At 61.2% G+C, this 2,701-nt stretch carries 2 protein-coding genes; one reads left to right on the forward strand and one right to left on the reverse strand.

All coding sequences use genetic code 11. From position 1 onward, the window contains the following. Window positions 1-129: 129 nt before the first annotated feature. On the reverse strand, window positions 130-1,098 hold the full coding sequence (locus XAXN_RS00265; RefSeq protein ID WP_054318061.1) for an IS5 family transposase: 969 nt from the start codon (window positions 1,096-1,098) through the stop codon (window positions 130-132). Window positions 1,099-1,181: 83 nt separating this feature from the next. Between XAXN_RS00265 and XAXN_RS00270 the strand changes: the two genes are divergently transcribed. Then, the coding region (locus XAXN_RS00270) for a phospholipase effector Tle1 domain-containing protein (protein ID WP_342364466.1) at window positions 1,182-2,701 on the forward strand (1,520 nt) is incomplete at its 3' end.

Consider the following 2,701-nt stretch of genomic DNA (forward strand, 5'->3'; position numbering starts at 1 on the left):
CTAAGGAAGGTCTGAACAACCCATCAAACCTCTAAAATTCCAGCTTCTTGCATGTCAATGACTGGAAAAATGCTGCGTCGGGTGCGATTTTTGCAACGTTCTGGCGGTTTTGGCTGCCGCCAGGCAGCATTATCCCCTTGCCGGCAGCAAGGGCCGGCGCACCATCCACAGGTTCGACAGCGCAAATAACGTCTGCACCTGTGCGGTGTTCTTGGCCAGGCCGCGATAGCGCACCTTGGTGTAGCCGAACTGCCGCTTGATCACCCGGAATGGGTGCTCCACCTTCGCGCGCACGCTGGCTTTGAAGTGTTCCCAACGCTCTTCCCGAACACGCGCGCGCTTGTTGCCAATGGCTTGAATCGTGGAGCGCTTGGCGGCAATGAAAAATGCAGCCTCGCAGCTCTGCAGCTCGTCGCGTTTTTCCACACCTGTGTAGCCGCTATCGCCGAACACGCTGTCTTCCTTGCCATGCAGCAACGCGTGGGGCACAGTGACATCGGCCACGTTGGCTGCGGTGCACTGCACGTGGTGTACCAGCCCGGAAAATTCATCCACCCCAATGTGCGCCTTCATCCCGAAATACCACTGGTTGCCCTTCTTGGTCTGATGCATCTCAGGGTCGCGCGCACGCTCTGCATTCTTGGTCGAACTGGGCGCAGCGATCAGCGTCGCATCGACGATCGTGCCCGAGCGCAGGCTCTGCCCCTTGCGCGACAAATGTGCGTTGACCGCTTCCAGCATCCGCGCGGCAATGCCGTGGGTTTCCAGCAAACGGCGAAAGTTGAGAATCGTTGTCTCGTCTGGAACGTTGTCCAAGCCGCCGAGTTGGGCAAAACGCCGCAGGGTTGGGATCTCGTGCAGCGCTTCTTCCATCGCCGGATCGCTCAACGCATACCACTGCTGCAACAGATGAATCCGCAACATCGTGGCTAGCGCGTACGGCTGCCGACCCGGCCGTCCTGACACCGGATAGTGCGGCTCGACCAGGGCAAGCAGTTGCTTCCACGGCACGATGCGCTCCATCTCTGCAAGGAAGATCTCGCGCCGGGTCTGCTTGCGCTTGCCCAGGCCCTCGGCGTCACCGAACGTCAGTTGCATGGATGCCTCCTCACTCCGAACAGATAGTGTCTCGCATTTGTGGTGCGTTGTTCAGAGGTTCCTTAGCGCAGTTCAAAGCACCAATGCTGGTCAGCCAACACAACCCGCACACCCGCTTGTTCGTTGCATCCTTCGATGGCACCGGCAACGACAAGCACAAAGATCCTGAGCACATCACTAACATCGGCATCTTGAGCAATCAACTGGACGCAGCCAACTTCGCTGGTCTCGATAGTGTCAGAGGCCACTACGTCCCCGGCGTAGGTACCCAGGACAATGCCTTCACCCGCAACCTCGATGGTGCAGTCGGCTACAGCTACGGGCCACGGATGGAAGAGATGTACTTGGAGTTCATCCGCCAAGCAAGAACATGGCGCGACGAGGATCCACACGCCGAGATCAGCATTGTCTCCACCGGCTTCAGCCGTGGCGCAGTCACTGCGGCCATGTTCACCCGCATGGTGCACGAACGGGGCATCCAGGATCCTATCGGCATGCAGATCGACAAAGGCCCAGACGGCGAAATCCTCAAACTCACCCCCACCCATCCGCCGCTGGTACCATCCGGGCGTACCGCGCAGGCCGTCGGCTTGCTGGACCCGGTGGCCACCGGCGATATGAACCTGCGCGACACGCGCCTGCCGCCGTCGGTGGTGTCGGGCCTGCAACTCACCGCGCGCGACGAGCACCGCGATACTTTCCCGGTCAAGGACATCATCGATCCGGGCCGCACCCCCGGTGGGCGTCTGCTCAATCTGGTCAATCCGGGCGCGCATTCGGACATCGGCGGGTCCTACCGGCTCGATGGCCTGTCCGTGCGCAATGGCAACCTGCTCACCGATTACGTCAACACCCTCAGCGACACGCCGTTCCTGCAACCGCGCACGGTGTCCACCGCGCCGGAAATGAACGTCATCCACCGCTCCGAACAGCACCAGTCCTTCTACACCACCGGCATGGCGACCGCGCTGGGCCATCGCGTGCATGTGAAGGCTCTGTCCGGGATGGCGGCTACGCTCACTACCGACGATGCTCAGGCGCTGGATACCGGCTTGCGGGCGCATTTCCCGCTGCGCCCGGTGGCCGTGTCGCCGGAACGCAGCGCTCCCTCGGTGCCGGCGTTCGCGCTGCACAATGGTCCAGCCGAGCCGACAAGCTGGCATCAGCAGCACATGCAGCAACGCCAGCATGAGCGCGAGCGCAGCCATGCACCGCAGCAGTGGCAGGTTCCGATGCAGGCCGATGCCCAGAAAGCGGCCGATAAGCTGCCTTCCCTGCATGACGACCCGGAGGCCTTCCTGGACCGTATGTTGGCCGCCGGACAGAACGGCGACCGCGATCAATTCCGTCAGATGACCCAGATCCTGGTCAATGAACCGGCCGCCCTCGCGATGCGTGCCCAGGCCATCGAGACGGTGAACCAGCAGGAACAGCTGGCAGCCCAGCAGGCGATGCAGGCGCAGCAACAGCAACAGCAACAGCAACAGCAACAGCAACAGCAACAGCAACAGCAACAGCAACAGCAACAGCAACAGCAACAGCAACAGCAACAGCAACAGCAACAGCAACAGCAACAGCAACAGCAACAGCAACAGCAACAGCA

Source organism: Xanthomonas axonopodis (assembly GCF_001304695.1).
Taxonomy (GTDB): Bacteria; Pseudomonadota; Gammaproteobacteria; order Xanthomonadales; family Xanthomonadaceae; genus Xanthomonas; species Xanthomonas axonopodis.